Origin of the sequence: Rhizobium sp. YS-1r (genome assembly GCF_000757525.1) — a bacterium.
GTDB lineage: Bacteria > Pseudomonadota > Alphaproteobacteria > Rhizobiales > Rhizobiaceae > Neorhizobium > Neorhizobium petrolearium.
On record NZ_JPYQ01000013.1, the window covers coordinates 162,000 to 181,631 of the forward strand.

20 protein-coding genes and 1 tRNA gene are annotated in these 19,632 nt (G+C 61.5%); 9 read left to right on the forward strand and 12 right to left on the reverse strand.

Annotated features, from left to right (window positions below; all coding sequences use genetic code 11):
* Positions 1-5 precede the first annotated feature (5 nt).
* The 5 genes from plsX (at position 6) to JL39_RS12820 (ending at position 3,732) form a co-directional block, all read left to right on the forward strand.
* The gene (gene plsX / locus JL39_RS12800) at positions 6-1,052 is read left to right on the forward strand and encodes a phosphate acyltransferase PlsX (RefSeq protein WP_037150950.1); all 1,047 of its coding nucleotides are present in this window, start codon (positions 6-8) and stop codon (positions 1,050-1,052) included.
* Between the two features lie 18 nt (positions 1,053-1,070).
* On the forward strand, positions 1,071-2,042 hold the full coding sequence (locus tag JL39_RS12805) for a beta-ketoacyl-ACP synthase III (RefSeq protein ID WP_037150690.1): 972 nt from the start codon (positions 1,071-1,073) through the stop codon (positions 2,040-2,042).
* Positions 2,043-2,161: 119 nt separating this feature from the next.
* The gene (locus JL39_RS12810) at positions 2,162-2,500 is read left to right on the forward strand and encodes an integration host factor subunit alpha (RefSeq protein WP_037150692.1); all 339 of its coding nucleotides are present in this window, start codon (positions 2,162-2,164) and stop codon (positions 2,498-2,500) included.
* Between the two features lie 156 nt (positions 2,501-2,656).
* Positions 2,657-3,193 carry a MerR family transcriptional regulator gene (locus JL39_RS12815; RefSeq protein ID WP_037150693.1) on the forward strand — a complete coding sequence of 179 codons (537 nt, stop codon included), beginning with the start codon at positions 2,657-2,659 and terminating at the stop codon, positions 3,191-3,193.
* Positions 3,194-3,297: 104 nt separating this feature from the next.
* Positions 3,298-3,732 (forward strand): BA14K family protein, encoded by a 435-nt coding sequence (locus tag JL39_RS12820; protein WP_037150694.1) that lies wholly within the window; start codon positions 3,298-3,300, stop codon positions 3,730-3,732.
* 133 nt (positions 3,733-3,865) lie between these two features.
* On the opposite strand, the gene JL39_RS12825 is transcribed toward JL39_RS12820, so the two are convergent.
* On the reverse strand, positions 3,866-4,912 hold the full coding sequence (locus tag JL39_RS12825; protein WP_227702419.1) for a phytanoyl-CoA dioxygenase family protein: 1,047 nt from the start codon (positions 4,910-4,912) through the stop codon (positions 3,866-3,868).
* 288 nt (positions 4,913-5,200) lie between these two features.
* On the opposite strand from JL39_RS12825, the gene JL39_RS12830 reads away from it, so the two are divergent.
* Positions 5,201-5,277: transfer RNA gene (locus JL39_RS12830), tRNA-Pro, on the forward strand.
* Positions 5,278-5,428: 151 nt separating this feature from the next.
* Here JL39_RS12830 and JL39_RS12835 read toward each other — a convergent pair.
* From JL39_RS12835 to JL39_RS12860, 6 genes are all read right to left on the reverse strand, one after another.
* Positions 5,429-5,617, reverse strand: coding sequence for a hypothetical protein (locus tag JL39_RS12835; protein WP_037150696.1), 189 nt, complete (start codon positions 5,615-5,617; stop codon positions 5,429-5,431).
* A gap of 437 nt (positions 5,618-6,054) precedes the next feature.
* Positions 6,055-6,351, reverse strand: a complete 297-nt coding sequence (locus JL39_RS12840) for a helix-turn-helix transcriptional regulator (protein ID WP_037150697.1) — start codon at positions 6,349-6,351, stop codon at positions 6,055-6,057.
* A gap of 31 nt (positions 6,352-6,382) precedes the next feature.
* Entirely contained in the window at positions 6,383-7,639 is a 1,257-nt protein-coding gene (locus JL39_RS12845; protein WP_037150698.1) for an O-antigen ligase family protein, read from the reverse strand.
* On the reverse strand, positions 7,636-9,189 hold the full coding sequence (locus tag JL39_RS12850; protein ID WP_037150699.1) for an undecaprenyl-phosphate glucose phosphotransferase: 1,554 nt from the start codon (positions 9,187-9,189) through the stop codon (positions 7,636-7,638). Before JL39_RS12850 ends, JL39_RS12845 begins: the two co-directional genes overlap by 4 nt.
* Before the next feature lie 78 nt (positions 9,190-9,267).
* Positions 9,268-10,428: a glycosyltransferase family 4 protein gene (locus tag JL39_RS12855; RefSeq protein WP_037150701.1), complete on the reverse strand. Its 1,161-nt coding sequence runs from the start codon at positions 10,426-10,428 to the stop codon at positions 9,268-9,270.
* A gap of 13 nt (positions 10,429-10,441) precedes the next feature.
* Positions 10,442-11,017 carry a polysaccharide biosynthesis/export family protein gene (locus tag JL39_RS12860; protein WP_037150702.1) on the reverse strand — a complete coding sequence of 192 codons (576 nt, stop codon included), beginning with the start codon at positions 11,015-11,017 and terminating at the stop codon, positions 10,442-10,444.
* A 185-nt stretch (positions 11,018-11,202) separates the two neighbouring features.
* Here JL39_RS12860 and JL39_RS12865 point away from each other — a divergent pair, with 185 nt between their 5' ends.
* On the forward strand, positions 11,203-13,437 hold the full coding sequence (locus tag JL39_RS12865) for an exopolysaccharide transport family protein (RefSeq protein WP_037150704.1): 2,235 nt from the start codon (positions 11,203-11,205) through the stop codon (positions 13,435-13,437).
* A gap of 5 nt (positions 13,438-13,442) precedes the next feature.
* Here the strand turns inward: JL39_RS12865 and JL39_RS12870 are convergent, their stop codons facing one another.
* Complete coding sequence (locus JL39_RS12870; protein ID WP_037150706.1) at positions 13,443-14,690, reverse strand: GNAT family N-acetyltransferase; 1,248 nt, start codon at positions 14,688-14,690, stop codon at positions 13,443-13,445.
* Between the two features lie 104 nt (positions 14,691-14,794).
* The gene (locus JL39_RS12875) at positions 14,795-15,007 is read right to left on the reverse strand and encodes a DUF2842 domain-containing protein (protein WP_037150708.1); all 213 of its coding nucleotides are present in this window, start codon (positions 15,005-15,007) and stop codon (positions 14,795-14,797) included.
* Between the two features lie 149 nt (positions 15,008-15,156).
* Between JL39_RS12875 and JL39_RS12880 the strand changes: the two genes are divergently transcribed.
* Together JL39_RS12880 and JL39_RS12885 are read left to right on the forward strand one after the other, a co-directional pair.
* The gene (locus JL39_RS12880) at positions 15,157-16,257 is read left to right on the forward strand and encodes a COX15/CtaA family protein (RefSeq protein WP_037150710.1); all 1,101 of its coding nucleotides are present in this window, start codon (positions 15,157-15,159) and stop codon (positions 16,255-16,257) included.
* Positions 16,258-16,355: 98 nt separating this feature from the next.
* The gene (locus tag JL39_RS12885) at positions 16,356-16,781 is read left to right on the forward strand and encodes a DoxX family protein (RefSeq protein ID WP_037150713.1); all 426 of its coding nucleotides are present in this window, start codon (positions 16,356-16,358) and stop codon (positions 16,779-16,781) included.
* Here the strand turns inward: JL39_RS12885 and JL39_RS12890 are convergent.
* The 3 genes from JL39_RS12890 to speB form a co-directional block, all read right to left on the reverse strand.
* Positions 16,778-17,617, reverse strand: a complete 840-nt coding sequence (locus JL39_RS12890) for an aminoglycoside phosphotransferase family protein (RefSeq protein WP_037150714.1) — start codon at positions 17,615-17,617, stop codon at positions 16,778-16,780. The genes JL39_RS12885 and JL39_RS12890 overlap by 4 nt on opposite strands.
* The gene (gene argC, locus JL39_RS12895) at positions 17,617-18,549 is read right to left on the reverse strand and encodes an N-acetyl-gamma-glutamyl-phosphate reductase (protein WP_037150716.1); all 933 of its coding nucleotides are present in this window, start codon (positions 18,547-18,549) and stop codon (positions 17,617-17,619) included. Before argC ends, JL39_RS12890 begins: the two co-directional genes overlap by 1 nt.
* A 65-nt stretch (positions 18,550-18,614) precedes the next feature.
* A complete protein-coding gene (speB, locus tag JL39_RS12900; protein ID WP_037150719.1) occupies positions 18,615-19,571 on the reverse strand; it encodes an agmatinase in 957 nt (318 codons plus the stop codon).
* Positions 19,572-19,632 lie beyond the last annotated feature (61 nt).

Here is a 19,632-nt window from a genome sequence, read left to right on the forward strand (position 1 = left end):
GACGCGTGATCAGAATTTCTCTCGACGCCATGGGTGGTGATTTTGGTCCCGAGGTCGTCATCCCCGGTGCCGCCAAGGCATTGGAGCGCCATCCGGATGTGACTTTCCTCATCTATGGCCTGAAAGCCCAATGCGAGCCGTGGCTGGCGAAATATCCGAAGCTTCGGGACAGGTCGGTCTTCCATGACTGCGAGTTGGCCGTCAGCATGGAGGAGAAGCCAAGCGCGGCTTTGCGCCGCGGCCGCTATGTCTCGACCATGTGGCGGTCGATCGAAGCCGTCAAGCTCGGCGAGGCGGATGTCGTCGTCTCGGCCGGCAATACCGGCGCGCTGATGGCGATGGCGAAATTCTGTTTGCGCACCATGGCCAATATCGAACGGCCGGCGATCGCAGGCATCTGGCCGACGCTGAAGGGGGAAAGCATCGTGCTCGACATCGGTGCGACGATCGGCGCCGATGCCCAGCAGCTTCTCGATTTCTCGTTGATGGGCGGCGCCATGGCTCGCGCGCTCTTCGAAGTGGAACGGCCGACCGTCGGGCTTCTCAATGTCGGCGTCGAGGAAGTGAAGGGTCAGGAAGAGGTTAGGGAGGCGGGCCGCCTGATCCGTGAAGCCAACCTGCCGACGATCGCCTATCACGGTTTCGTGGAAGGCGACGACATCGGCAAGGGCACCGTCGACGTTGTGGTGACCGAAGGGTTCACCGGCAATATCGCGCTGAAGGCGGCAGAAGGCACCGCGCGGCAGATCGCTACGCTTTTACGCGAGGCGATGTCCCGTACCGTCTTCGCCAGGATCGGTTACCTGTTTGCCAAGGGCGCCTTCGACCGGTTGCGCGAGAAGATGGACCCGCGCAAGGTCAATGGCGGTGTTTTCCTTGGGCTGAACGGTATCGTCATCAAGAGCCATGGCGGTACGGATGCGGAGGGTTTCGCTGCGGCGATCGACGTCGGCTACGACATGGCGCGCAATGATCTCAATGAAAAGATCGCGCAGGATTTGAATTTTTATCATGCCCGTCGCCAGCCGCCGGCTGGTCCCGAAGCGGCATGACGACAGGATGTAGTGTAAATGATCCGTTCAGTGGTTCGCGGTTACGGAGCAGCGCTCCCAAAGCGGGTAATGACCAACAAAGAGTTGGAAGGTGTCGTCGAGACTTCCGATGAATGGATCGTCCAGCGGACCGGCATTCGCCAGCGCTACATCGCGGGCGAGGGGGAGACCACGGCTTCGCTTGGCGCGGAGGCGGCGCGCGCGGCGCTTGACAATGCCGGCCTGACGCCGGACGACATCGATCTTGTGCTGGTCGCGACCTCGACGCCCGATAATACTTTTCCGGCGACGGCCGTCGACATCCAGAGGCGGCTCGGCATGACCCACGGCTATGCCTTCGACATGCAGGCTGTCTGTTCCGGCTTCGTCTATGCGATGGCGACCGCCGATCTGTATATCCGCGGCGGCATGGCGAAGCGCGTGCTCGTCATCGGCGCGGAAACCTTCTCCCGCATCCTTGACTGGAAGGACCGGACCACCTGCGTGCTCTTCGGCGACGGCGCTGGCGCGCTCGTTCTGGAAGCGCAGGAAGGCAAGGGCACGATCTTCGACCGCGGCATACTGACCGCGCATCTGCGCTCCGACGGCACGCACAAGGAGAAGCTCTACGTGGATGGCGGGCCTTCCTCGACCGGCACCGTCGGCCATCTGCGGATGGAGGGCCGCGAGGTCTTCAAACATGCCGTCGGCATGATCACCGACGTGATCGAAGCTGCGTTCGCCGCGACCGGTACGACTGCGGAAGATCTCGACTGGCTGGTTCCGCATCAGGCCAACCGCCGCATCATCGACGGCTCGGCCAAGAAACTCGGCATTCCGCTCGAAAAAGTGGTCGTGACGGTCGACCTGCACGGCAACACGTCTGCTGCCTCGATTCCGTTGGCGCTCTCGGTCGCGGCTTCCGACGGGCGCATCAAGAAAGGCGATCTGGTCATGCTGGAAGCGATGGGGGGAGGCTTCACCTGGGGTGCGCTGCTCGTCCGCTGGTAAGGCGATACCGTGCGGTCAAACCAAATAAGTGATTGAGCACAGGTGCTTGACCCTCGCGCCCAAGCAAAATACTCTCTATCGGCTTCGAAAAGATCAATATCGAGAATTGGGCGGGGATCATGGCCGGCAAGACAGTGACACGAGCGGACCTTGCAGAATCGGTATTCCGCAAGGTCGGGCTTTCGCGGACGGAATCGGCCGAGCTTGTCGAGACGGTCATCGATGAGATTTGCAACGCGATCATCCGGGGCGAGGTCGTCAAGCTTTCCTCCTTCGCAACATTCCAGGTGCGGTCCAAGAACGAGCGGATCGGTCGCAATCCGAAAACCGGCGAGGAAGTGCCGATCTCGCCGCGTAGGGTCATGACTTTCAAGGCTTCCAACGTTCTCAAGCAGCGCATTCTGAAGGCGCATACGGCACGCAAGGCGAAGCAGAAGCCGGCAAGCCCGGTCGCCTGACGCGGCTGCAGTCTTCTCCAATCTTGTGAACATACTTGAATCTCGCGGCTTAAACCGTTGAGATATGTTCGATTCGCCGCATAATCATTGAATGTCTCGGAGGCTGGATGCCTATCGGCGGGGAGAATCGGCAGTTCGCTGTTGGGAGAGTGACACTTGGACAAGAGCCCGGACGCCTTTCGTACGATCAGCGAGGTCGCAGACGATCTCGATCTGCCCCAGCATGTGCTGCGTTTCTGGGAGACGCGCTTTCCGCAGATCAGGCCGATGAAGCGTGGCGGCGGACGGCGCTACTACCGTCCCGAAGACGTGGATCTGTTGAAGGGCATCCGCCATTTGCTCTATGACCATGGTTATACGATCAAGGGCGTTCAGAAGCTCCTGAAGACGAACGGCAACAAGTTCGTTGCGGCGATTGCTTCCGGCGACCTTGCCACCATGGAAGCGCTCATGGCGGCAAACACCGAGAAGCATGTCGAGCCGAAGGTCAGCACGACCGAAGAAGATCAGATCGTCGGGCGTCCCAAGGTCAAGCCAAGCGGCCGGTTTTTCGGCTTCGGCTCTTCCCATGACGACGATGTGCCGGAAGTCTCGGTCGGCAAGTCGAGCGTCGGCAAGGAGGATCGCGCGCTCCTGCAGGAGGCGCTGTTCGATCTTCTGGAATGCAAGCGCCTGCTCGATCAGGTCAGGTAGAGCACTAATCTTTGCGCATATAACGATGAATTTACCATTCACCTCTGGTTCAGGCGAAAAGGAGGAATATTTTCTTCAATAGGAAGGATCAGAGGAGGTGAATTATGAGGAAGAAGCTCGCAATCATCGGCTTGTCCCTGATCACGGCTTTCACAGGTGTCGCGCCGGCCCAGGCCTTTCCGTCGGTGAGCGCGCCGAGGATCGAGGCGCCGCAGGCCGCAGAACAGGTGCAATACTGGCGACATCGCGATCGCCGGGACCGCCGCTACTATCGCGACCGCTATTACCGCGACCGCTACTACCGCCGTCATCATCGTCACGGTCCGGATGCCGGCGCGATCATCGGTGGTCTGGCTTTGGGTGCGATCATCGGCGGTGCGCTGGCACAGCCACGCTATGCGCCGCCGCGCCGGTACTACAGAGGCGCAAGCGCCCATACGCGCTGGTGCTATGCCCGCTACCGGTCGTACAGGGCTTATGACAACACGTTCCAGCCCTATCACGGCCCACGCCGCCGGTGCATCTCGCCGTATTACTGAGGTCGCGGAAAGCTCCGCTCCGTCGCCGAAGGCGGGGCGGGTTCCCGTGTCCGGAGCGGCTTTGCAGGCGTCGTGTGCATTCGGTGGATTTTTCCCTTGCACCGGCAGTCGGTGGAGCCGGCGATCAGCGGTTCTATGTGCGAGGCTGGCGGGGGCGAACCTTGCCGATCAGGCGCATCGGTGAGCGATAGAGGCCAAGCCGCGTCGCCAGGTTTTCGACATGCCAGGCGAGGGTTTGCTTGCACCCGCGAACAAAGGGCAGCCGGGCAAGATCGGGGCCGACGAAGGGAAGAAACGGGTTCAATCGCTGCGAGGTATAGATTTCCACTCTTATGGAAGGGCGGGCGGAATATCCGCGAGCGTGAAATCCGAATGTGTCGCCGATAATCAGCGTATTTGCCGGAACTGCAAATGCGGTCGGCGGCGGCAGATGCAATCGCTTCAGCATGGATCGGGAAATCCTGAACGCTCCGCCGGACTTCGCGCGGGCGGCGCTGATGCTCATGCGTTTCTGCCAGGCAAGCCGGCGCCTGGTAAGTTTATGCGATCCCGCGACATAGGTGAAAGGCCCTTCGTCCTCGGGCACGTCATGGAGGAAATACCAGGCTTTCACCGTCGGATGAAATGTATCCATATGCAAATTGGTCTGCGGATCCTTCTTGTCGAGATGAACGGAAGGCGTGCCGAAAATCGTTTGGACCGAGACGAGGGGTTCGCTATTGAAGCCACCGACATAGCGAACGGCATTCAACCAGCTGCTATCGTCCAAGAGAGCCCTTATCGTCGGGGAATCGCCGAGAATGCCCGGCCACAGCGGCATGCGGCGCGTGACGGCAGCCCCCTCCTTCATTTCAAGCGCCGGCGCTTCCAGCGCATCGATCTCGGCAACGAGTTTCCGGAACGCCGCTTCGGGAAGGAGGTTGCGGCGTTCAATGTAACCGTTTTCCGCAAAAAAGTTGCGTTCTTCTTCCGGAACGAGATGCTGCAATTTCCGGCGCCGTGACGCGGCGATTTTCGCGGCCAGCTTCACACGCCAGATATGCAATCCGCGCCGGTTCAGCCGTTCATTGCCAAGAATGGGATTCTTCCGGAAACTCTTTGCGGTGGAAAAAATCTGCAGCGTGTAGAGGGGTGACAGGACGATCGTCTTCAATAAACGTAAAAGGCCGCTTCTCGCCACTCGTTCTTCCTTCTCATGCCAATGAAACCGGAGAGAGTAGCAGGATAGAAACTCGCACGGCCCTGTCAACGGTCACGGCGAAGCACTTTCCGGACGGGGCTTGTTGAGGCTTCGATACCGGCCCTCGTCGCAAGCCGCTTCCTCCCTCGGGGTGGATGAAGAACATCCGGCTTTCCGCCTCCAAAGTCCCACGTGGGACTTTTGTACCGATTTGTTCTCCGTGACCGAAAATAAGGGCTTGCATCCGCAAGCCCGAAAGACTAGGGAAATCCTGCTCATTGAGCTGGTCGGGGCGTAGCGCAGCCCGGTAGCGCACTTGACTGGGGGTCAAGGGGTCGTGGGTTCAAATCCCGCCGCCCCGACCATTTAACTCTTTGAATTCCCCGTCATAATCGTTGTTCCTGTGTCTGCCCGGCAGAGGGGTGGCGCGGGGACAAGACCGAAAAGCGACCTGTTCAGGACTTCGGGAAACGAGGGTCGAATCTGCTTATCATGCAAGATTGTGGACGCCGGCACTCAGCGGAAGCGCGGTGCCCGGCTGGCGTTCATCAGAAGTTCCTGCTGGGATGCGAAGGGGCCGAGAAGCTTCAGGAGACGGGCTTCCTCCTGCCTGTCCAGGCGGTAGCGCTTGGCGAACTCAGCGACGCTCCAGACTTTCTTCAAACCCTTGTTCTCAACTTCGCCGATGTTGATGTTTGTCGTCATGGCCTTCCCCTCTTTTGCTTATTCAGACCTCAATGTTCATGAATGAATCTTTGTTCCCGGAATTCTGCGCTTTTATTGTTAAAAATGTACATGCTAAGAGCCCTCGGGTCCCTTAGACTTTGATACTGCCCTCACGAAGATCGTCTGGACGCAATCAGGTGCTTTCCCGATAAACGTGGAAACCGAGGCCGACAATGATCAGGATCAAACCGACGATGACGAGATGACAATCGTCGGGACAGGTCATGTGCGGCGCCTTTCACCGTCCGGATCGGTGAAACACGCATGAAGACCAGGGAGGTCTTGAGGCGCAGCCGGCCTTCTCTCCAGATCAGGATGATTTTAGGTCCGATCGGCCTAGAATCTGAATCCTGGTCTACATCAAAAGGTTAGCGGGATATTACCCGAAAACCGCTCACACTTTTCGGCATCCCGCTCTAGCCGTCGTTGGCGGCATTGAGGTTCTGCGGTCGGATGCCTTCGTCATGGAACTGCTGGCGCAGCCGGACACCTGGTCCCGCGCCGGGATCGTCGCCCTCGCCGGCGCCGAGGAAAAGGATGCCTCTCGATTCGAAGATGGTGCGCAGCCGTTCGGTTACCCCCGCATCGGCGAAGACCTGGGCGGCTTCGGCTTCCTCGATGGCGGATTTGGAAAGACCGGAAGCGGCGGAAAGGTCCTCCACCGTCATTCCCGTCATGGCACGCGCGGCGCGCAATTGAGAGGCGATCAGCATGGGAACAGATTTGGCGCGAAGAGGCCGGAAGTCAAGTCCGGGCTGTGGCAGGCGAGGCAGGCCGACGGGAAAGAGTGTGGCGATGTTCGAGTGCGGCGCAGCCCCAGACGATGCCGAGCAGCAGGTAGAAATGCCGCCAGTGGTCGGTGTCGATGACGTTGCCGATGATCGCATGGCCGAGGATCATCACCCAGGCGATCATCAGGTAGGGCTGCCAGGGGCGTTCGCGCAGCATGTAGCGGAAGCCGAACCACAGCGTCGACCAGATCGTGACCTGATAGGTGATAGCGCCGAGCCAGCCGTAGGTCGTCAGCGTCTTCAGCCAGATATTGTGCTCGTCTTCGCCGAATATCTTGCCGAACGCCATCGGTCCCAGCCCGAGCGGCCGTTCCATCGCCATCAGGAAGCCGATCTTGTGGCGTTCGAAGCGGCCGAGACGTGCGCCGTCGTATTCCTGCACCAATCTCGCGCGGTTCGTGAAGAGATCGGAGACCTGCGGAAATTGCAGCGCGATCGCAAGCGCCAGTACGAGGAAGACCGCAGCCCCCACCGAGATCGCCAGGATCTTGAAGCGGAAGGCGGTCGTCCGCTCTTTCAGCAGCATGACGACGACGAGCGCGACGCCCGCAAAGACGAGCAGGCCCCAGGCGGCGCGCGAGAAGGACAGAAAGATGCCGAGCGCCAGGATCAATATGCCGAGGATCAGCAGCGGCGCCTTCAAAAGCGGTCCCGTCAGCAGGCGGTAGAGCAGGTAGAGGAGGGGGGCGACCAGATAGGGGCCGAAGACGTTCGGGTCCTGGAACGCGCCCATGGCGCGGTTGTAGCGGGTGAAGACATGCGCGCCCGGAAAGGCGTTGAAGTAACCGGCAATACCGAGCATCGCCGTGATGATCGCCGCCGCCACCCATGCCTTGAAGATCAGGTCGAGCCGCCGGTGATCGCTTTCGATCATCGCGGCATAGAAGACCGAACTCAACGCCAGGAAAGTCGAGACGGCGAAATACATCGGCGCCCCGCTCATGTCCTTCATGACGAACATGGTGGTGAGGCCGCTCAGGTTGAAGATGAGCAGCATGACCAGAAGTGGCGCGACCGTACGGGATATCGCAAGGCCCAGCAGGAACCAGATGGCGATCTGGATCACCATGATCAGTTCGTAAGGCGCGGGTTCCGAGATCACGAAGCCGGACAGGAAGACGCCGAAGGCGAGCATGCCGGAACCGGCGAGCCTCAGGGCCGCAAGCCGGCTGTCAAAATGCGCACGATGATCTTGGGCGATCGCGCTCAATAGGCATTGTCCGTGTTGAGCAGCCGGACCGGCGTGAGGAACAGGATCTTCAGGTCGAAGAGCAGCGACCAGTTCTCGATATAGTCGAGATCGTAAGCCGTGCGGGCGCGGATCTTTTCGTCGCTGTCGAGTTCGCCGCGAAGCCCGTTGATCTGCGCCCAGCCGGTGACGCCGGGCTTGACGCGGTGGCGGGCGAAATAGCTCTCGACCACGTCGACATATTTGCGCGTTCCCGTTTGCGCACTCACCGCATGCGGGCGCGGGCCGACGAGGGAAAGCTCGCCGCGGAGCACGTTGAAGAGCTGCGGCAGCTCATCGATCGAGGATTTGCGCAGGAAGCGGCCGACCGGTGTCACGCGCGGATCGCCCTTGGTGACGGCCCTGATCGCGGTCTGGTCGCTCATGTCGGTGTACATGGAGCGGAATTTCAGCACCTCGATCACCTCGTTGTTGAAGCCGTGGCGCTTCTGGCGAAAGAGGATCGGCCCCTTGGACGTGGTCTTCACGGCGATCGCCGCGGCAAGCATGATCGGCCAGAAGAGCACGATCGCGATCAGCGAAAAGGCGATGTCGAAGACACGCTTGGCAACCGAATCCCAATCGCGGATCGGCTTGTCGAAAAGGTCGAACATCGGCACGGCGCCGACATGCGAATAGGAGCGCGGACGGAAACGCAGGCGGTTGGCGTGCGCGGCGAGGCGGATGTCGACCGGCAGCACCCAGAGTTTGCGCAGAAGCTGCAGGATGCGCTGCTCGGCGGTGGCGGGAAGCGCGATGATCAGCATGTCGATGCGGGCAAGCCGTGCGAATTCGACGAGTTCCGCAAAGGTGCCGAGCTTCGGATAACCGGCGACCACGGTCGGGGAACGTTCGCTGTTGCGGTCATCGAAGATGCCACAGATGCGGATGTCGTTGTCGGGCTGCTGCTCGAGCTGGCGCACGAGCTGCTTGGCAGGCTCGCCGCCGCCGACGATGACGGCACGGCGCTCCATGACCCCGTTTCGGGCCCAGTTGCGGATGGCGAAGGCGGTGAGCTGGCGTTCGAGGAACAGGAAGCCGGCGCCGGCGACGAACCAGACGAGAAGGGCGGCGATGGAGTAGGGGCGAGGCTCTGCGAAATAGAGGGCTGCGGCGGTCGCCAGAAAGCCGAGCGTCCAGCCGATGAAGACGCGGCTGGCAGTACGGCTGGCACCGCGCAGAGACGGAATCTGATAGGTATCGGCAACCTGCAACAGCAGGACCGTGAGTGTCGCCCCCGATGTGATGAGGGCGAAGCGGGCAAGAAAATCGCCGGTATCGATCGGCGCCATCAACGCACCGACGAGCAGGCCGATCGCCAGCAGCACCGCGAGTTCGAACAGGCGGAACTGGCCGATCAGCATGGTCGGCGAGGTGCTGTCGTTGCGAAACTGCTCGGCGATCTGCCGGGCAAACGGATTGAGCGCAGTGACATCCGCCGGATCAGGGCTTTCGCCGGTGTTGCGTATCTCCGAAGCCTTCCGGCGAAGACTTTCCATATCGAACTGTTCGGACTTGCTTGGCTGGTTCATGGCCGATCCCTTCGACCTCCGACCCCTGCGGGTTGGAAGGCATGCGAACCGCTTAGCAAAAAGAGGTGAAGGAAGCCTTTAACGATGTCCTGCAACAGGGTTGGGATCTAACAGATTTTGATACAGTTCCAGCATCTCCCGGGCCATGACCGAGGCGGAGAACACCGCCTTGAAGGCTTCCGGTTTCGGCATGACGCGATCCTTCCAGCCGGGCGTGGTGACCGCTTGTGTCATGACGCGGGCGAGATCCTCCGCATTGCCGGGCACTGCAAGGGCTTCACTCGTCTCGCCGAGCACTTCCGGAATGCCGCCGACCCGCGAGGCGATCACCGCCTTGCCGGCCGCAAGCGCCTCCAGCACGATATAGGGCATGGCTTCCGCGCGGGAGGGAACAACGACGATCTTCGCCTGAGCAAAAGCCTCCCGCGCCGGCATGGCCGGTTTCATCTCGATGCGGCGGCCAAGCCCGCGCTCCGCCATCATCGCCTCGTAACGGTCCCGGTCCGGCCCATCGCCGACCATCAGGGCCAGGAGTGGGTACCCGACGGCTCGCTCGGTCCGGGCGAAGGCGTCGATGAAGACATCCGGGCCTTTGAGGTCGCGCAGCATGCCGATATAGAGGAAATGCGGAGCCGACGGGTCGGCGGCGATCGTCTCGAACTCGGCATCCTTGATGCCGTTGTAGATGACTTTGGTGAGCGTGCGCGGCTTTCCGACCTTGGCTTCGTAGGTGCGCCGCTCGTAATCGCAGACAAAGACGAGGGCATCGCCGAAATGCTCCTGGAAACGTTCGAGGCCGAGCACGATTCGACCGGACAGGCTCGACCGATCGAAATGCAGGCTGCCTCCGTGAGGCGAATAAAGGCGGGCTACGCGATACTTGTTGACCCGCAGCGTTGAGCCGATCAGCCGGGCCAATGCGCCGCCCTTGGCGCCATGCCCATGCAGGATATCCGGCTTCAAACTTTTGATATGTTTATAACTTCTGTAGATGGCCATGAGGTCGGATGGAACGATCGCACGGCGCAGCGGAATACGGGTGAGGCCGAGCGAAAGCTGCGGCTCGATGCTTTGGAAAAGCCGGTCCTCATGCGCTCCGCCGGTCGAGCTGTCGCACAGAATGCCGACCTCGTGGCCTGCGGCCCGATGCTCCTCGACCAGATCGCGCACATGGCGGAAGATTCCGCCGACGGGCGATCGGAAGCAGTGGAGTATCCTCAAGGGCGCGCGCTCGGCCATATCTATGGTCCGGTCAGAAGAGCCGCTCACGGACATAGATCGTATCGCCTGCCAGCACCGGCGCGGTGACCGTCGTGCGGCCCGTGATCACCCGGTCGTTGATCTTGCGGGTGACGTCGACATCGCGCTGGTTGCCGCGGGAGGTGAAGCCGCCGGCAATCGCGATGGCGTTCTGGGCGGTCATGCCGGGAACGTAGGAATATTGTCCAGGCCGCCCCACTTCACCCATCACGAAGACGGGCCGATAGCGGTCGACTTCGATCGTCACGTCCGGATCGCGCAGGTAGCCCTGCCGGAGGCGGGCAGCGATCGCGCCTTCCAGTGCCGGCATCGTCTGGCCGCGTGCCGCCACCTGACCGATCAGCGGGAAGGCGATATAACCGGCCTGGTCGACCGTATAGGTGTTGCTGAGGCTTGGCTGTTCGAAAACGCTGATGCGCAGCCGGTCGCCGCTGTCGAGCCGGTAAGGCTGGACCGTCGCTTCCTGAAAGCTTCTGGGCGCCGGCGCATTGCTCGTGCAGCCGGCAATCGCCGTCACGGCCACGGCAAGTGCGAGCGCCAGCACATGTTGGGGGCGAGCGAAGGACATTTCCGCTTCCGAGCTCCGGCTGTTCATACCATTGCGCCCGTTATCGATCCGTTAGGGTTAATGCCCGGTAAAGAGGCTGCAAGTTTGCGCTTTATGGTGGAGCCGGTGCTACCCTGAAAGAGCATTAACCCTCGCGTTACCATGATCCTTTACCATCCGCCGAAATCGATGAGTTGGAGCGTATGATGTCAGGCGTAAACGGCAGCAGTCAGGACGTGGATATCGATCTCGGGCGGATCATCTCGGCGGTCTGGGAGCGCAAGGCCAGGATCATCGGCGCTACAATCGTCGCTGCCGCCGTGGCCCTCGTCGGAACCAGCCTGATGAAACCGAGTTACCGGGGCGAGACGCGGCTGCTGATCGAGTCCCGGTCGCCCAACCTGACCGGAGGAGAGGGCACCCCGCAGGCGAACGATCCGATCCTCGACTCGCTCAACATCACCAGCCAGGCGCAACTCCTGCAATCCACCGACCTCATCAATCGGGTCGTTCGCGATCTCAAGCTTGCCGAGCTCGAGGAATTCGATCCGGCTGCGCAATCTCTGTTCCCCGATCCCCTGGTGCTGATCGGACTCAAGCAGGATCCGATGACGCTTGATCCGGAGGATCGGGTAATCCAGGAATTCCGTGAGAAGCTGCAGGTCTATCCGGTCGAAAACTCCCGCGTCATCGCGATCGAATTTTCCTCGCACGATCCGAAGCTCGCGGCCGACATCCCGAACAAGATGGCGGAGGTCTATCTCCAGATCCAGAGCAGCGCCAAGCTCGATACCCATTCGGAGACTGCCAAATGGCTCGAGCCGGAAATCGCCAGCCTGACGCAGAAGGTCAAGGAAGCCGAAGGGAAGGTGGCCGACTACCGCTCCTCCAACGGCCTCTTCCAGACCACGGAGACCAACAGTTTCTCGACCCAGCAGCTCAACGATATCTCCACCGAGCTTGCCCGGGTGCGGGCGGAACGGGCGAATGCCGAGGCGCGCGCCGAAAACGTCCGCGCCTCGCTCAAAGCCGGCCGGGCGTCCGATACGTTGACCGATGTGGTCGGCTCGCAGGTCATCCAGCGCCTGAAGGAAGCGGAAGCCAATCTGCAGGCTCAGGTCTCTGACCTGTCCACGTCGCTGCTCGAAGGCCATCCGCGGCTGAGAGGCTTGCGGGCCCAGCTCGCCGGCATCCGCCAGCAGATCGACGCCGAGACCAAGAAAATTCTTGCAAGCCTCGATAACGAAGCGGAAGTGTCGCGGCTGCGCGAACGCCAGCTCATGGCACAGCTCAACGGGTTGAAGGCTGATTCCGCCAAGGCCGGCGAGGAGGAAGTGGGGCTTCGCGCGCTCGAACGTGAAGCGGCTGCCCAGCGTCAGTTGCTCGAAACCTATCTTGCCCGCTATCGCGAGGCGACCTCCCGTCTCGACGGCAATGCCGCTCCGGCAGACGCCCGTATCGTGTCGCGCGCCGTCGAACCGTCCGAGCCCTATTTCCCGAAGGTCATCCCGATTGTGATCGTCGTATCGCTTGCGACCTTCATCTTCGGTTGCCTGATTGTCATGGTCATCGAGCTCTTCAGCGGCCGCGCACTCCGTCCGTCGGGGGTGCGCGAGGTCGAGGAGGGGGAGGTTGTCGCGCCGGTCGACGCGCCGCTGCCTGCCGAACCCGTGGCGGCCGCTCCTCTGCCGTTCCACCAGATGCAGGCGGAAGCCGCACGGTTCGATCGGCCCGCGCCAGCGCGGGAGGACGTCAGGACAACCGCCGAGAAGGTCCGCGCCAAGGTGGTCGGGGAGGCCCTTGCACGCGAGGTCGAGGAACGGAGCGACGCAATCGAAGCCGAGGAACGAAGCTTCACGATCGGTTCGGTCGCTCACTACCTCCTGCGCCACGACATTCCGGTTGCGATCGCCATATCACCGGCCGGTGACGAGGGCTCGGCCGCAACCGTCATGCTGGCTCGCGAGGTGTCCGAGCGAGGCTCCACCGTGGTCCTGATCGACATGACGGGCTCCACCTGCCCGACCGGCCTGATGGCGGACAATCCCAGGCTGCCCGGCATCACCGATCTGCTCTGCGGCGAAACCGTCTTTGGCGACGCCATCCATCGGGACCGGCTCTCCGACGCCCATATCATCCCGCACGGCATTTCCGATCCGGACCGCGCCATGCGCGGCGCGGATCGCCTGACGATGATCATCGATGCGCTGGCGGATGCCTATGACCTCGTGCTCATCGAATGCGGCCCGGCGGAGATATCCGGTATTTCGCGCCTGACCCGCGACGAGACGCCGGAGATCATCCTCTCCGTCCCCGGTTTCAAGGACGAGGACGTGGCAAAGCTGGTCGTGGATTTCGAAGGAGCGGGTTACCGCAATCTGCTGATCATGACAGAAGCCGGCGACCGGCATTCGCCGCGCCGCGGCCGCCGCGCCGCCTGATTGAATTATGCCGTGCTGGAGATCGGGGACTCCGGAGCCTTCTGGCAACGGTTGGATCGCCAACGCTGCACGATCGCATAAAGATGCGGATTGCGCTTGATCATCGCCTTGGCCCTGGTCACGACAACCCGCAGGGGACGCATGAATGTCCCCTTCCATGTCAGCGGCAACAGGATATCGTGCTGCACCGTTTCCTGTGTGCACCAGTTGCGCTTGTAGGGCTGGTCGCCGACGCCGAAGTCGAAGATCGAAGCACCCTCCCGGCAGGACAGTTCGATCATCAGCCAGAACAGAAGCTCGCCGGGGCTGGCTTCCGGGCATATGCTTTCGTCGATCGAGCCGAACTGGCAGATGACATGATCGCCCTTGCGCGACAGGCCGGCAATCGCGCAAATATGGCCTTCGTGCTCGCCACGCAGACGGATGGCGTGCAGGGCAAGCGGTGTGTCGAAGCCATCAACCGGCACATCGAGCAGCCGGTGGAAGAAGTCGCGGATCACAGGTGCCGAAAAGACGTCCGGCAAGCCGAACATCGCCAGCCGTGCGCCCTTCTGATGAAAGAAGGGGTCGAGAAGCGCGTGTTTTTCGCTTTGCTCGGTGGCGATGACATGTTCATAACCGCCGATCGCTTCGAGCTTGCGGGTTGAAGAGCGAAACTTCTTGCGGCGGCTCTTGGCGCTCAACTGCGCGATCGTCGCCTCGAAATTCGCAAAGAGCGGAAGCTGGAAGGAATGGTTCTGGTTCTCGATCGTCGCGAGTCCGGACAGCGGGTGCTGCCTGTCGCGCCACATGAGCGGGATATTGTCGAGAACGATGAGATCGGCCTCGTTCCGCAAGGCGATCCGCAGCGCAAAGGCGAAATTCCGGAGATCCTCCGTATTCGGCGCTGCGAGGCCGTCATCGAAAAGGCCGGTATTGATGTTGTTGAATCGGTCGCCGGGAAAGCGGGCTATCCGAATGCCGTTCTCTTGCACGATTTCGAGTGGCAGGATCAAAACCACACGTCCGCCGGCAATCCCCTGAACGATCGTAAGCGCGCTTTCGTGCGCTTCTGTCCAGGCAAGGCACCAGTCGAAACCCTGATGCAGCGAGTTCTTCGTAAATCCTTCGAGGCGGCGCCATTCCGCTTCGACTGAGCGCGGATCGCGTGAGATGACAAGCGTCAGTTCGGAAAAACGCATCGCGGTGTCGCCAGCCCGCTCTCCAGGCGTCTCGATGGCCTGCTCCCCGTACTGGACTTTCCGCTGCTGCATGGCGCGCCCGCTATTGCCTCTTGCAGGCAGGATAGGGAAGGAGCGCCAAGATTCGGTTTATAGGCAACAAAACCGCTGCTGCTGGTTAATCGGCGGTAAAAAGGTTATTTTCCAGGCTTCGGCCCGGCCATCCACTTGATGATCAGCATCGCCGGCAGCACCCAGAGCATGCCGGAGAGCAGGAAATAGAGGAAATGCACCCACCAGGGCGAGGTGGCGAGGAGCAGCGTCGCGAAAGTCGTGGCGAGAAGCGCATATGTGATCACCAGAATGATGATCAGGATGGTGCCGATGAAACTTCTCAAACGCGGGACCAAAATGCTTCTCCTTTATGGCGACCGCCTGTCCGCGACCGCATGCCGCAAAGCGCCGGGGCTTGTTTTGCACGGGTCGATGGGGCAAAGCAACGCGAAAGAACAAAAGGCGTATGAATGCGTCTTTGGCGTGAGCGACAGGAGCGTGCCCCATGTCGGCGACCGATGCCGTGATCATCGACGTTTTGAAACAGACGAAGCGCCGCGAGCGCGACCGCAAGGCGGTGCGCATCTGGCTCGCCTTCGTTGTCTTCACGCTCTTCTGTCTGGTGCTCGTCGGAGGTGCGACGCGGCTCACCGATTCCGGCCTGTCCATCACCGAATGGAAGCCGATCCACGGTGTCATCCCGCCGCTTTCGGCCGAGGAATGGGAGGAGGAGTTCCGCCTCTACCAGCGCATCCCGCAATACCAGGAAGTCAACAAGGAGATGACGGTCGACGAGTTCAAGTCGATATTCTGGTGGGAATGGGCGCACCGCTTTCTGGCCCGCTCGATCGGCGTCGTCTTCGCCGTGCCGCTGATTTTCTTCTGGTTGACCGGTCGCATCGAAAGGCGGTTGCGCTGGCCGCTCACCGGCGTTCTGGCGCTCGGCGGCTTCCAGGGCTTCATCGGCTGGTGGATGGTCTCTTCAGGATTGACCAAGCTTGTCAGCGTCTCGCAGTACCGGCTTGCAACGCATCTGGTGATCGCCTGTCTCATCTTCTCCGCCTGTGTGTGGATCATGCGCGGCCTGTCTCCGCATAGTGACGATGTCGCGCCGGAAGGCCGGGCGAAGGCCGGCGCGGTGCTTCTGGCGGCGATGAGCCTTTTCCAGATCTATCTTGGCGCACTGGTCGCCGGCCTCGACGCGGGTTTCTCCTACAATACCTGGCCGCTGATGGACGGGGCGTTGGTCCCCGGCGATCTCCTCATCCAGCAGCCGTGGTGGATCAATCTCTTCGAGAACCCGAAGACGGTGCAGTTCGTTCATCGCGTCGGAGCCTATGCGCTTCTCGCGCTGGCGCTGTGGCATATGGTGGTGATGTTGAAGACCGCGCCTCGCACGACACATGCCCGCCGCGCAGTCGTGCTCTTCGGCCTGATCTGTCTCCAGGCCGTGCTTGGCATTGCGACGCTTCTCATGCAGGTGCCGCTTGACGTGGCGCTGACGCACCAGGCCGGCGCGCTGGTGGTCCTCGGCTTCGCGATTGCCCATTGGCGGGGTTTCATCGGCGAATATGCTCCGGAAACCGCGGTCGCAGTCCGGAATTAGCGTCGAAGAAATTTGCAGGCCCTTTGTCGGAAAGCGCTCCATCCGCCCGTCCTTGAAGCAGAGTTCAACGGCTGCGGCCAAGCAGAGAGGATAGGACAATGGCAAAGACAATCGCAATTCTCGTCGCAAGGCTGATCTTCGGCGGCCTGTTCGTCATGGCGACGACATTCAAGTTCATCGATATGCAGACGACCGCCGCATATATTGCGAGCGCAGGTTTTCCGTTCCCGCTGTTCCTGACTTGGGTCGCCGCGATTTTCGAGATCGCTCTGGCCGCTGCTTTCCTGAGCGGCGCGTTCTTCTCGGAAGCCGCATTGCTCGCAGGTGTCTATGTGATCTTCCTGGCCTTCGCCTTTCATGGGCCGAGCCACTGGCAAGGCAATCAGGCGGAGTTCGGCTTTTTCGTCGACCATTTCACGTTCCTGGCCGGACTGCTGTTTGCCGCCGTGCACGGACCGGGCGAAAAGCTCGCCATCCATCTGGGGCTGAAGCAGGCATTCGCTCCGGTGCGGCAGGTCGCCTAGGCCTGGCGAAGGACGTTTTTGATTGCGGCGGCGACGGCAAGCTCGTGGCCGCGATCCTTCTCGTTGCCGTCTTCCTCGTGCCAGGCCGCAGACAGGCAGCCATAGGCGAAGGCATAGCGCAGGATGGTCCGGACGTCGCGCTTGAGCGTATCGGCAAACACACCGGCCATGAAGGCGATGCGGTCTTCATCGCGGGTGAGGTCATGTCGGTCGAGCGGATTGGAGAACATGTTGGCGATGTCGAGCGCCGCATCGCCGATCAGTCCTGCCGGATCGATGATCAGCCAGCCGCGCGGCCCGAAGATGATGTTCTCGTGATGCAGGTCGCCATGCAGCGGCTTGACGTTCCGCTGGTCGGCGATCAGCGCTTGCGCCATCTCTGCCGCTTCCACGAACGGGCCGGTGATCCCGTTGCGATGATCTTCCTCGGCTTTCTTGAAGAGGCTTGAGAAATAACGTTGAAGAGGCTGGAGGCTCGCAGGCGGCGGGGTCTCGGATGGGCGATGGTATTCTGTGAGCACTTCGGCCGCGATCCGTGTCGCGTCCCGGTCGCCATGTGTGGCGATACGATCGCGCAGTGTCACCTTGCCCGCATGCTCCATCAGGAGAACATTTTGGGATCGGGCGATCAGCCGTACACAACCGATGCCGTCCCGCCATGCCATGAAATCGGCGCCGCGAAGACTGTCCTCCAGCGCTCGCGGTTTCAACACCTTGGCAATGTCGACTTCACCGCCGGCACGCGTCACTTCATAGACGGTGCCGACGACTGTGTCCGCAATCTGGCGTGCGCTTTCGATGGCCCATTCGGCGGGGAAGGAGAAGCTTCCGGTCATCACGCCGAAAGCATCAGGTCCATGTTCTGGACGGCGGCGCCCGAGGCGCCCTTGCCGAGATTGTCGAGCAGAGCCACAAGGTTGACATGCGCACCGCCCGGCGTACCGAAAACGAAGAGCTTCATCGTATCTTGACCGACGAGTTCCTCAGCATCGACGCGCGGCAGCGCCTTGCTTTCCTCAAGCGAAACGACGGTGACGATATCCTGCCCGGCATAATGCCCGACGAGCGTCGCGTGAATGCTCTCCATCGTGGCCCCGTCCTTGAGGTCTTCGAGGAAAAGCGGCACCTGCACGATCATGCCCTGCGCGAAGCGTCCGACGGACGGCGAAAAGAGCGGCGCGCGGTCGAGCTGGCCGTGAACCTTCATTTCCGGCACATGCTTGTGCTTGAGCGTCAGGCCGTAGAGGAAATTGTTGGCGCTGACGGCGTCGTCCCTCGATTGGTCTTCCATCTGTGCGATGAGCTGCTTGCCGCCGCCGGTATAGCCGGAAACTGCGTTGACCGTCACCGGATAGCCATCGGGCAGGAGGCCGGCGGCGCGCAGCGGCCGGATGAGGCCGACCGCGCCGGTCGGGTAGCAGCCGGGATTGGCCACATGGCGGGCCGACTTGATCTTGTCGGCCTGTGCCTTGTCCATTTCCGCAAAGCCATAGGCCCATGAGGGATCAACGCGATAGGCGGTCGAGGTGTCTATGACGCGCACCCTGTTGTTGCCGGCGAGCATCGAGACAGCCTCGCGCGAAGCATCGTCGGGCAGGCAGAGAATGGCAATGTCGGCGCTGTTCAGCAGGTCTTCCCGCATGGCGGCGTTGCGCCGCTCCGCTTCCGGGATAGACAGCAGCTCGACGTCGCGGCGGCCGGCCATGCGGGTGCGGATCTGCAGTCCCGTCGTGCCATGTTCGCCGTCGATGAAGATTTTCGCTGTCATTGTCTTTGTCCTGTAAGATCAGTGCCTTGGATTGAGAGCCGGAATCATTGTGCCAGCTTGTTGATTCAGTTTTTTAACGCGCCACGTCGCTCCGCGCGCAGCCCGAGCATATACATGGCAACCGTCGCCCCCGCAATGGCGGTGATATCGGCATGGTCGTAAGCCGGCGCCACTTCGACAACATCGGCGCCGCGGATATCGAGGGGGCCGAGCTTGCTGAGCACCGACAGGATTTTCGCGCTCGACGGGCCGCCGGCGACCGGCGTGCCGGTGCCGGGTGCGAATGCCAGGTCGAGGCAGTCGATGTCGAAGGTGAGATAGGCGGGCTTGCCGCCGGTATGCTCGAGGATCGTCCTGGCGATTTCGCTCGCGGTCATCTCCTCCACCTCATGGCCATAGAGGAGGCGGATGCCGAAATCCTCCGGCGCATGGGTGCGGATGCCGATCTGGATCGAACGGGCGGCATCGACGATGCCGTCGCGCACGGCGCGCGCCACGAAGGAACCATGGTCCATGCGTTTGTTGTCGTCGAACCAGGTGTCCTGATGGGCGTCGAATTGGACGAGGGCAAGCGGGCCGTGCCTGGCGGCGTGAGCCTTCAACAGCGGCCAGGTGATAAAATGGTCCCCGCCGAGGGTCAGCAGGAAAGCGCCGCTGCCAAGGATTTTCGCGGCTTCCCGCTCGATCGTTGCCGGTGTCTCTTGGTGGTTGCCATAGTCGAGCAGGCAATCGCCGTAGTCGATGACCGCCAGATCCGCGAAGAGATCGCGTGAGAAGGGATATTGCGGGTCGTTGTCGAAGATGGCGGAAGCCCGGCGGATCGCCTGCGGCCCGAAGCGCGCACCCGGCCGGTTGGACGTCGCCGCGTCGAAAGGGATGCCCCAGACCACCGCATCGACGCCGGTCAACGCCTTGGTAAACCGCCGGCGCATGAAGGAAAGCGCGCCCGCAAAGGTTGGATCACTTGCGGCGGAGGTGAGGCTGGTTGCCGTGAAGGCGTGATCGATCGACTTTTCTGCCATGGCATCCCTCCATCGTTCCGTGGCGGGACGTTGGACAATCGGAGCCGGCAAGGCAAGCCTG

Coding starts and splice junctions, on each gene's coding strand:
- JL39_RS12890 (WP_037150714.1), bottom strand. CDS start 17,617: ATGACCGGAAGCTTCTCCTTCCCCGCCGAATGGGCCATCGAAAGCGCA.
- JL39_RS12835 (WP_037150696.1), bottom strand. CDS start 5,617: ATGACGACAAACATCAACATCGGCGAAGTTGAGAACAAGGGTTTGAAG.
- JL39_RS12860 (WP_037150702.1), bottom strand. CDS start 11,017: ATGTCCTTCGCTCGCCCCCAACATGTGCTGGCGCTCGCACTTGCCGTG.
- JL39_RS12885 (WP_037150713.1), top strand. CDS start 16,356: ATGGCAAAGACAATCGCAATTCTCGTCGCAAGGCTGATCTTCGGCGGC.
- JL39_RS12840 (WP_037150697.1), bottom strand. CDS start 6,351: ATGCTGATCGCCTCTCAATTGCGCGCCGCGCGTGCCATGACGGGAATG.
- JL39_RS12805 (WP_037150690.1), top strand. CDS start 1,071: ATGATCCGTTCAGTGGTTCGCGGTTACGGAGCAGCGCTCCCAAAGCGG.
- JL39_RS12865 (WP_037150704.1), top strand. CDS start 11,203: ATGTCAGGCGTAAACGGCAGCAGTCAGGACGTGGATATCGATCTCGGG.
- speB (WP_037150719.1), bottom strand. CDS start 19,571: ATGGCAGAAAAGTCGATCGATCACGCCTTCACGGCAACCAGCCTCACC.
- JL39_RS12850 (WP_037150699.1), bottom strand. CDS start 9,189: ATGAACCAGCCAAGCAAGTCCGAACAGTTCGATATGGAAAGTCTTCGC.
- JL39_RS12880 (WP_037150710.1), top strand. CDS start 15,157: ATGTCGGCGACCGATGCCGTGATCATCGACGTTTTGAAACAGACGAAG.
- argC (WP_037150716.1), bottom strand. CDS start 18,549: ATGACAGCGAAAATCTTCATCGACGGCGAACATGGCACGACGGGACTG.
- JL39_RS12855 (WP_037150701.1), bottom strand. CDS start 10,428: ATGGCCGAGCGCGCGCCCTTGAGGATACTCCACTGCTTCCGATCGCCC.
- JL39_RS12810 (WP_037150692.1), top strand. CDS start 2,162: ATGGCCGGCAAGACAGTGACACGAGCGGACCTTGCAGAATCGGTATTC.
- JL39_RS12820 (WP_037150694.1), top strand. CDS start 3,298: ATGAGGAAGAAGCTCGCAATCATCGGCTTGTCCCTGATCACGGCTTTC.
- JL39_RS12870 (WP_037150706.1), bottom strand. CDS start 14,690: ATGCAGCAGCGGAAAGTCCAGTACGGGGAGCAGGCCATCGAGACGCCT.